The organism is Micromonospora sp. KC207 (genome assembly GCF_004348615.1).
Taxonomy (GTDB): Bacteria; Actinomycetota; Actinomycetes; order Mycobacteriales; family Micromonosporaceae; genus Micromonospora.
On record NZ_SMKJ01000287.1, the window covers coordinates 1 to 8905 of the forward strand.

Here is an 8905-nt window from a genome sequence, read left to right on the forward strand (position 1 = left end):
GCATAACGGTTGGCGGTGCTGCTCGCCCCGCTCGCGCCATTGCTGCTGAAGACCCCGGACAACCCGGAGGGGCTGGACCGAAGCCTGTTCGACGGCTTCCAGCAGGCGATCCTCGCTGACCGGTTCGCATTCCTCAGCAGCTTCTGCGACAGCTTCTTCAACTACGCCGACAACAAGGGCAAGCTGGTCAGCGAGGAGGCGTACCGGGCGCACTGGGACATCGGCGCGCGGGCCTCGGCGATCGGCACGTACCAGTGCGTGGACGCCTGGCTGACCGACTTCCGACCCGACGTGCCCCGGATCGACGTGCCGGTGCTGATCGTCCAGGGCGACCAGGACCGGGTTCTGCCGTACGGCGTGACCGGTCAGCGGTTGCAGCCGATGCTGCCCGACGGCCGGCTGGTGACGCTCGGGGGCGCGCCGCACGGCATCCCGTGGACCAACGCCGACGAGGTGAACCGGGCGATCCTGGAGTTCGTCGTCGCCCCGGCGATGGCACGGCGTTGAGCGCGCCCGCGCCCGGCGAGAACGCCGGTACGGCGACATGGCGACCAGCCGGCCAGCTCGTCGGCCGTCACGCTCCTGTCGTCGAGTTCCATCATGGTTTGACGGCGCGGGTCGCGAAGTAGCCGGGCAGCCAGCCCGCGGTGGCGTCCGCGTGGTGCGGTGCCTCCTCGAACCCGGTTATGACGAAGCCTGCGGCGAGCTGGCCGCCGAGCTGCTCGGCCATGCTGTGGCTGTACTCCAGCGGCGCGTCCGCGCCGAAGAGCCGCTCGCGTTCCTCAACCGGTACGTGCGTGACGTCGCTGTACGGCAGCTTGTGCCGGACCACCAGCTCGCCGCGCTGGTCCAGCGCCTCGCGGTCGAACAGGTAGACGTCCGGGTTGAGGAAGCCGCACAGCAGCGCCCCGCCCGGTCGCAGCACCCGGAAGGACTCCCGCCACACCGGGGCGAGCTCGGGGATGAACAGGTTCGAGACCGGGTTGAAGACGAGGTCGAACGAGGAGTCGGCGAACGCGGACAGGTCGCGCATGTCGCCGAGCATCGTCCGCAGCGGCAGGTTGTCCCGCTGGGCGACCAGCTCGTCCTGCTCGAGCTGGCGCGGCGAGTTGTCCAGCACGGTGACGCGGGCCCCGGCCGCGGCGAGCGTCGGCCCCTGCTGGCCGCCGCCGGAGGCCAGGCACAGCACGTCCGCGCCGGCCAGGTCGGCGGGGAACCAGGAGCGGTCTACGGGTCGGTAGCCGATGAGCACGACCGACCAGTCACCGGCCCGCGCCCTGGCGACCGTCTCGGCGGAGATCGGCCGCGACCACTCGTTGCCCTGGTCGACCTGCCGGTCCCAGGCCACGCGGTTGTGCGCCACTGGATCAAAACTCATCCGTCCACGCTATCCCGTGCCCCGGCCGTGCCCGTGCCCGTGCGGGCGCCCTGATCACGATCCTCGGTCGGTTCGGTCCGCGAACCACAGCCACCCACTCAGCCCGCCTCACGGCACGAGGGTCGATCCTGGGTTGACCGCCCGCCAGCTCTCCGGGTCTCACATGAGGATCTCGACGGCCTGGTAGTGGTCGAGCCGGTCAGCGTCGGCGACTGCCCGAGTCGCCTCGGCCAGGCAGAGTACCGGCAGCCCGACGGCCGCGTTCTCCTCAGCACGGGACGGTCAGCCGGCGAGCCGGGCCAGCTCCTCCTCGACGATCGACGGGTCGAGCTTGCGGAACACCGGCTTCGGCGCCGCGAGCGGCCGGCCCACCTCGACCGGTACGGACTCCCAGCGCGCCCCGACCGTGTAGTCCCCGGTCAGCACCGGGTACGCGGGCCCGCCGTCGAGGTCGTCGACCTCCTCGATCACCGGCATCGGGGCGTGCACGCCGGTGCCGCCGAGCAGCTCGTGGATCTGCTGCGCCGAGTGCGGCAGGAACGGGGTGAGCAGGGTGTTCGCGTCGCTGACCACCTGGAGGGCGACGTGCAGGATGGTGCCCATCCGGGGCTTGTCGGCAGGGTCCTTGAGCTTCCAGGGGGCCTGTTCGGACAGGTACTTGTTGGCCTCGGCAACGACCCGCATCGCCTCACCGATGGCCTGCTTCTGCCGGTGCCGGCCGATCAGGTCACCGACGGTGTCGAAGCCGACCCGGGCGGTGGCGAGCAGCGCCTCGTCGGCCTCGGTGAGCCCGGCCGGATCGACCGGCGGAATCGCGCCGAAGTTCTTCGCCGTCATCGACACCGACCGGTTGACCAGGTTCCCCCAGCCGGCGACCAGTTCGTCGTTGTTGCGGCGAAGGAACTCGGCCCAGGTGAAGTCGGTGTCGTTGCTCTCCGGCCCGGCGACGGCGATGAAGTAGCGCAGCGCGTCCGCGTCGTACCGCTCCAGGAAGTCCCGGACGTAGATGACGACCTTGCGGGACGAGGAGAACTTGCGTCCCTCCATCGTCAGGTACTCGCTGGAGACGACCTCGGTGGGCAGGTTGAGCCGACCCAGCGCGCCGGGTTCGCCGTCCCGGTCGCCCGCACCGGAGTACCCGCCGAGCAGCGCCGGCCAGATCACCGAGTGGAAGACGATGTTGTCCTTGCCCATGAAGTAGTAGCTCAGGGCGTCCTTGCCCTCGGCGTCGGCGGACCACCACCTGCGCCACGCCTCCGGGTCGCCGGTGCGGCGGGCCCACTCGATGGACGCCGACAGGTAGCCGATGACCGCGTCGAACCAGACGTAGATCCGCTTGTCCGGGCGGTCGCGCCAGCCGTCGAGGGGGATCGGCACGCCCCACTCCAGGTCCCGGGTGATGGCCCGGGGCTGGAGGTCGTCGAGCAGGTTCCGCGAGAACCGCAGCACGTTGGGCCGCCAGCCCTCCCGGCCGTCCAGCCACCGCCGCAGGGCCTCGGCGAGGGCGGGCAGGTCGAGGAAGAAGTGCTCGGTCTCGACGAACTCCGGCGTCTCACCGTTGATCTTGGACTTGGGGGTGATCAGGTCGACCGGGTCGAGCTGGTTGCCGCAGTTGTCGCACTGGTCCCCGCGGGCGCTGTCGTACCCGCAGATCGGGCAGGTGCCCTCGATGTACCGGTCGGGCAGGGTCCGGCCGGTCGACGGCGAGATCGCGCCGGTGGTGACCCTCGGCACGATGTAGCCGTTGCGGTGCAGCCCGGAGAACAGCTCCTGCACCACCGCGTAGTGGTTACGGGTGGTGGTGCGGGTGAACAGGTCGTACGACAGCCCGAGCGCCCGCAGGTCCTCGGCGATCACCCGGTTGTACCGGTCGGCCAGCTCGCGGGGGGTGACCCCCTCGGCGTCGGCCTGCACCTGGATCGGGGTGCCGTGCTCGTCGGTGCCCGAGACCATGAGCACGTCGTGGCCGGCCATCCGCATGTACCGGGCGAAGACGTCGGAGGGAACGCCGAAACCGGAGACGTGGCCGATGTGGCGCGGGCCGTTGGCGTACGGCCAGGCTACCGCCGCGAGAACGTGACTCATGACCAGCAAGCCTAGTGACCGCCGCCGGGGCACCGCGAACCAATAGGCCGGCTCGCCGCGCCGCGCGGGAGAGCCGAGGCCGGACGGCGGCGACATCGACCACCGGGGACCATCCGCCCGATTTGTCGCCGACACGCGGCCTGAGCTGCCCCGCCCCTCACCAGAGTCGGTGTCCAATGAACCCCGTGACTGGCAGACGAGCCGCCCCGGACCACGAGGAGCCGCCCGGCGGGTCGGCGCTCGGCGACGAGCCCCCGCCCGAACCGGCAGCCCGGGCGCCGGGCGTGGCACCGCAGCCGCGCCCCGTACCGTCCACCGACCCGCTGCCCACCCCGGCGGCCGGTCCGGCGACGTCGCCGGACACGGTCGCGCCGCGAGCGGGCCAGCCGGTTCCGCCAACGCAGCCCGGCCCGGCGACACAGGCCGGACAGCCCGTCGGCGGCCCCGACCGTCCGGTGGAGGTGGAGCCCACCACCGGGGCACCGGTCGACGCGGTGCCACGCCGGGTTCCGGTCCGACAGCCCGGCAGCCGACTCCGCCCGGGGCCCGCCCCCGACGAGAAGGTGCCGGGCGACGACGGGCTGTTCTGGCCGCCGATCGAGGAGGTGCACTGGGACGGTACGCCCCTGCGGGAGGAGCACGGCCGCGGACGCTGGTGGCGGCGACGCGCCGCCGGCGCGGACTCCGCCGGGCGCGGTGCTCGGCGGGCAGCCGACCGCCCAGCCCATCCGCCGGACCCGTGGCAGGGCCTCTCCGCGCTGCTGGCGCTCAGCCTGCTCGCCGCCTTCTTCGCCTGGGTGAGCGCCGGCCCGTTCTGGCTCGCCGTCGGACACGCCACCACCGGCACCGTCGTGATCGGCGAATGCACGGGCACCGGGCTGACGCAGCGCTGCCGGGGGATCTTCACCGCCGAGGGCGAGCGGTTCATCGCCTTCGGGGTACGCGTCAGCGGCGTGCCCGCCGAGCGCACCGCCGCCGGCTCCACCCTGACCGCCCGGATGACGGGCCCGTCGGGCGACACCGCGTACGCCGACACCGGCGCCGGCCGGCACCTGCGCTGGCTGCTCGGGCTGCTGCTGGTGCTGGCCTGCGGCGCGGGAATCGCCCGGTACACCGGCGCGGCCAGGCTGGCCGACCGGCGGGCCCGCCGGTGGGCGGTGACGGCCGCGGTGGCCGGCCCGCTCGTGATCGGCGTCGGCTTCCTCGCCGCCGCCTGGTAGGAACCGCCCGACGGCCGGCCGGTTCCCGCCGCCCCGCCCCGCCTCCCGGCCCGGTTCGGCCGGGCCACCTTCCGGCTGGTCAGGAAGGGGCCCTTCCTGTACCGAAAGCGTTAACAGGGGGCCCTTCCTTGCACCTCAGGCGTGGGTGGTGGTGTAGACGTCGCGGCGGCGCAGGCCGTACTCGGTGGCAACCTCGGTGATCGCGTCGCGCCGGGACAGGCCGGCGGCCTCCCGCTCGGCGACGGCCGCACGCAGCGTCTCGTCGTCGGGGCGGCGGGTGGCGGCCGGGGGCGCGCCGGCCACCACGAGGGTGATCTCGCCGCGCGGCTCGTGTTCGGCGGCCCAGACCGCCAGCTCGCCGAGCGGGCGGCGGAGCACCTCCTCGTACGTCTTGGTCAGCTCGCGGCAGAGCGCGGCCGGCCGGTCGGCGCCGAACTCGGCGGCCAGGTCGGCGAGCGTGCCGGTGATCCGGTGCGGGGCCTCGAAGAGGACCAGGGTTCGCTCCTCGCCGGCCAGGCCGCGCAGCCGGGACCGCCGAGCGCCGGGCGTGCGGGGCAGGAAGCCCTCGAAGCAGAACCGGTCGCTGGGCAGGCCGGACAGCGCGAGGGCGGTGGTGACGGCGCTGGGCCCGGGGGCGGCGGTCACCGGGACTCCGGCGTCGAGGGCCCCCCGGACCAGCCGGTACCCGGGGTCGGAGACGCTGGGCATCCCGCCGTCGGTGACCAGGGCGACGACGTACCCCTCGCGGAGGACCTCGACCAGTTCGGGGGTGCGCCGCTCCTCGTTGCCCTCGAAGTAGGAGACGATCCGGCCGGGGACGGCGACGTCGAGGTCCCGGGTCAGCCGGGTGAGCCGCCGGGTGTCCTCGGCGGCGACCACGTCGGCGGCGGCGAGCACCTCGCGGAACCGGGCGGACGCGTCGGCCGGGTTGCCGAGCGGCGCTCCGAGGAGGATCAGGCATCCTGATTCGGACATTTCGCCCACGAGGTGCGCTCCTTCATCGACAGTTGTACCGGTATCGGAGACGACGGGCGCCGCCGGGCACCTCCGCAGCCTACGATCGCTTGGTGACGAGTGCGTCGACAGCGCAGAGCGCGGGCCGGACGGGATCGGAGCACGCCGGATCTGGCGGCGGCGCGACCGAGGAGTCCGGGGCTCCCCCAACCCCCGGCGGCGGCGGGGGCGGGGGCGTTCCCGCGATCGTGCGGCGACGGCTCGCCACCGTCGACGCCCGGCTGGACATCAACTCGTGGCTGGCCACCGCCGTCGTGGTGGCGATCGCCGCGATCCTGCGCCTGGTCGATCTCAGCAACCCGAAGGGCAAGATCTTCGACGAGATCTACTATGCCCGCGACAGCTGGGCGCTCATCGACAAGGCCGTCGAGTGGAACTACAAGGACAACGGCCCGTCGTACGTGGTGCACCCGCCACTGGGCAAGTGGCTGATCGGCCTCGGCGAGTGGGCGTTCGGGTACTCCGACGCCGAGCACAACATCTCCGTGCCCGGGCACCTGATGACGACCGCACCGGAGTTCGGCTGGCGCTTCAGCGCCGCCCTGGCCGGCATCGTGTCGGTGCTGCTGTTGGTGCGCATCGGCCGCCGGCTGTTCCGCTCCACCACGCTCGGCTGCGCCGCCGGCCTGCTGCTCGCCCTCGACGGCTTCCACCTGGTCCTCTCCCGCATCGCCCTGCTCGACATCTTCCTGCTGCTGTTCGTACTGGCCGCGTTCGGCGCCCTGGTCATCGACCGGGACGCCCGGCGTCGGCGGTGGAGCCGGGCGCTGGACTCCGGCCTCGACCCCACCCTGCCCGGGCGCGCCGGCCGGCCCGCCGGTGGCTGGCGGAACTGGCCGTGGTGGCGGCTGGCCGCCGGGGTGCTGCTCGGCTGCGCCTGCGCTGTCAAGTGGAGCGCGCTGTACTTCCTGCCGGCCTTCGCGCTGCTGGCCCTGCTGTGGGAGGTCGGCGTCCGCCGCTCCGCCGGGGTACGCCGGCCGTGGCGCGACGCGCTGCTCGACGAGTTGCCCTGGCTGGCGCTGGCCGGCGTCCTCATGGTCGTCACCTACGTCGCCACCTGGTCGGGCTGGCTGTTGACCGACGACGGTTACTACCGCCTCGCCGCCCGGTACCCGAGCGTGCCCGGCCTGAGCGACACCCCGTTCGTCGGGGCGCTGAACAACCTGTGGGAGTACCACAAGGCGGCGTACGGCTTCCACAAGCAGCTGGACGACCCGCACAAGTACCAGTCCTGGCCCTGGCAGTGGCTGCTGCTGGGCCGGCCGGTGGCGATCCACTGGTCGAGCGACGGCGGCTGCGGCGCGGCGAGCTGCGCCTCGGAGATCCTGCTGCTGGGCACGCCGCTGCTGTGGTGGTCGTTCCTGCCCGCCCTGGCCGGGGCGGCCTGGATCGGCATCGCGCGGCGGGACTGGCGGGCCGGGGCGATCCTGCTCTGCGTGGCCGCCGGCCTGCTGCCCTGGTTCTGGTTCGCCCTCGACGGCGGGCGGACGATGTTCTCCTTCTACGCCGCGCCGGCCGTGCCGTTCCTGGTCCTGGCGGTCGTCTACGTGCTGGGCGCGATCGTCTCGCCGGCCGATGGCGGGGCGCGGGCCCCGGCCGGGGAAGCGCCCGCCGGCACCGACGACGAGGCGGCGGCCGAACGCCGGCTGGTGGGCGGCGTCGTGGTGGGCGCGTACGTGCTGCTGGTCACGCTCTGCTTCGCGTACTTCTATCCGATCTTCGTGGCTCGGGTGCTGCCGTACGCGGAGTGGTCGGCCCGAATTTGGCTGGACGGCCGCTGGACCTGACGGCGCGCCTGCCGGCCTGACGCCCGCCCCACTCGGGGCGGGCGGGGGTGCGCGCGCTGTGACGGCGGCGGGGGGCAGGACGCCACGCCCGTCGATGGCCGTCGGATATCGCACAATCGGGCGGAGACCGGCCCGCGTGAAGCCCCACCGGGCTCAGAGAAGACCCCTCGACGCACAGACGCGCGCCCCGATCGCCTGCCACGGGGGAAGCGGGCGATTGGGGCGCGCAATTGAAGCTTAGCCACCCGGCACCACCTGCACAACGGGTGGACTCGCGTCAGATTTTTGACGGACACCACCAGTCTAATGGCTGAATGCGGCAGATGGTCGTCAGTTGTGTGGCGAGAACCTTTCGGAACGCTCACGACTGTGCCGCCCGGCGGAGCCGCCCGCCGGGGCGTACGTCCGCCGGCCGGCCGGGCCCGCCGGATCCTCCAATGCGGATCTCACCACGCTCGCCCCAATGATCGACAAGAGACGATCGACCACCGTCTTCCGTGGATCGCTGGCCGCGACCGTGCTGCTCGGCCCGGCGGTCGCGTTGACGTGGACCTGCTGGTCGCCGAGGTCGGCGACGGTGCGGCCCCCGCCGACCCCATGATCCGCCCGTGACGGGGTGGATGCGGTACCTTCGACGGCGACGAGCGTCAGGAGACGGGATGCGTGACCTGCTGCCGCCCGAGGTCGCGGTGGCCGTCGCCGGCGGGGACGACTGGGCCGGGAAGCTGCTTCCCGCCGAGCTGGCCTGCCTGAGCGAGCGGGCGGTCCAGCGTCGGCGTCGCGACTTCACCGCCGGGCGGGTCTGCGCCCGACGGGCGCTCACCCGGCTCGGCGTACCGGCCGTCGCCGTGCCCTCCGCGCCGGACCGCTCCCCGGTCTGGCCCGCCGGGGTGGTCGGCACCATCACCCACACGCCGGGCTACTGCGCCGCCGCCGTGGCCCGCGCCGACGAGATCCGGTCGGTCGGCATGGACGCCGAGCGACACCGGGAACTCAACGCGGGGGTACGCCGGCTGATCGGCCTGCCCGAGGAATGGGACGACTGTGCCCGGCTTCCCGACACCGTCCCCTGGGCGGCCGTGCTGTTCAGCGCCAAGGAGACCATCTACAAGGTGTGGCACCCGGTCGTCGGCACATGGCTGGACTTCCACGACGCCCGCGTCGAGCTGGACCCGGACTCCGGCCTGTCCACGGCCCGGATCGCCCCCGCCCGGCTGGACGCGGCCCCGGTGCCCGACCCGCCCGCGACGGTCACCGGACGGTTCACGGTCGACGCCGACGTGGTCCGCACCGCCGCCGTCCTGTTACCCCGCTGAGACGGTCGGGGCGATCCGGGACTTGGCCAGGAGCGATACCGTCAGGACGTTCGAGATCGCGATGAGGTGCCGAGGAGTACGTTGAGCCACCCCCAGCCCCCTTAC

Annotated in this window: 8 protein-coding genes; 5 read left to right on the forward strand and 3 right to left on the reverse strand. The window is 73.1% G+C overall.

Annotated elements, in window-relative coordinates; translation table 11 throughout:
* Positions 1-15 precede the first annotated feature (15 nt).
* Positions 16-507, forward strand: a complete 492-nt coding sequence (locus E1258_RS26615; protein WP_243715709.1) for an alpha/beta fold hydrolase — start codon at positions 16-18, stop codon at positions 505-507.
* Positions 508-598: 91 nt separating this feature from the next.
* Here E1258_RS26615 and E1258_RS26620 read toward each other — a convergent pair whose 3' ends face one another.
* Both E1258_RS26620 and metG read right to left on the reverse strand, forming a co-directional pair.
* A complete protein-coding gene (locus E1258_RS26620) occupies positions 599-1378 on the reverse strand; it encodes a class I SAM-dependent methyltransferase (RefSeq protein ID WP_132405940.1) in 780 nt (259 codons plus the stop codon).
* 282 nt (positions 1379-1660) lie between these two features.
* Entirely contained in the window at positions 1661-3463 is a 1803-nt protein-coding gene (gene metG, locus E1258_RS26625; protein WP_132405942.1) for a methionine--tRNA ligase, read from the reverse strand.
* 176 nt (positions 3464-3639) lie between these two features.
* Here metG and E1258_RS26630 point away from each other — a divergent pair, with 176 nt between their 5' ends.
* Positions 3640-4683: a hypothetical protein gene (locus E1258_RS26630; protein WP_243715710.1), complete on the forward strand. Its 1044-nt coding sequence runs from the start codon at positions 3640-3642 to the stop codon at positions 4681-4683.
* A 135-nt stretch (positions 4684-4818) separates the two neighbouring features.
* On the opposite strand, the gene rsmI is transcribed toward E1258_RS26630, so the two are convergent.
* Entirely contained in the window at positions 4819-5658 is an 840-nt protein-coding gene (rsmI, locus tag E1258_RS26635) for a 16S rRNA (cytidine(1402)-2'-O)-methyltransferase (RefSeq protein ID WP_371688690.1), read from the reverse strand.
* 92 nt (positions 5659-5750) lie between these two features.
* Between rsmI and E1258_RS26640 the strand changes: the two genes are divergently transcribed.
* The 3 genes from E1258_RS26640 to E1258_RS26645 all read left to right on the forward strand — a co-directional run bounded on the left by E1258_RS26640 (position 5751) and on the right by E1258_RS26645 (position 8800).
* A complete protein-coding gene (locus E1258_RS26640) occupies positions 5751-7484 on the forward strand; it encodes a dolichyl-phosphate-mannose--protein mannosyltransferase (RefSeq protein ID WP_132405946.1) in 1734 nt (577 codons plus the stop codon).
* 463 nt (positions 7485-7947) lie between these two features.
* The gene (locus E1258_RS33610; protein WP_165949908.1) at positions 7948-8085 is read left to right on the forward strand and encodes a hypothetical protein; all 138 of its coding nucleotides are present in this window, start codon (positions 7948-7950) and stop codon (positions 8083-8085) included.
* A 58-nt stretch (positions 8086-8143) separates the two neighbouring features.
* Positions 8144-8800, forward strand: coding sequence for a 4'-phosphopantetheinyl transferase (locus E1258_RS26645; RefSeq protein ID WP_132405948.1), 657 nt, complete (start codon positions 8144-8146; stop codon positions 8798-8800).
* The last annotated feature ends 105 nt before the right edge of the window (positions 8801-8905 follow it).